Here is a 227-nt window from a genome sequence, read left to right as displayed (position 1 = left end):
GGCGAGTATGCCGATCGGGAACTTCCCGGGCAGTTTCGGGTCGAACTACACGACGATCATGAGTGACACGACGAACAACCTGTTCGAGGCGGTGCAGGTGTACAAGCTGCAGGGCCTGAACAAGTACTTGATGATCGTGGAGGCGATCGGGTCGCAGGGTCGCTACTTCCGGTCGTTCACCGCCACCAGCCTGGGTGGTTCGTGGACGCCGCAGGCCACCAGTGAGA

Annotated in this window: 1 protein-coding gene; it reads left to right on the top strand. The window is 60.8% G+C overall.

All coding sequences use genetic code 11. From position 1 onward, the window contains the following. The coding region (locus IF22_RS33520; protein WP_280940619.1) for a non-reducing end alpha-L-arabinofuranosidase family hydrolase at window positions 1-227 on the top strand (227 nt) is incomplete at both ends.

The organism is Micromonospora parva (assembly GCF_000718515.1).
Taxonomy (GTDB): Bacteria; Actinomycetota; Actinomycetes; order Mycobacteriales; family Micromonosporaceae; genus Micromonospora; species Micromonospora parva.
The sequence above is the reverse complement of the archived record's forward strand: the minus strand, read 5'-3'. Positions and strand labels throughout refer to the sequence as shown.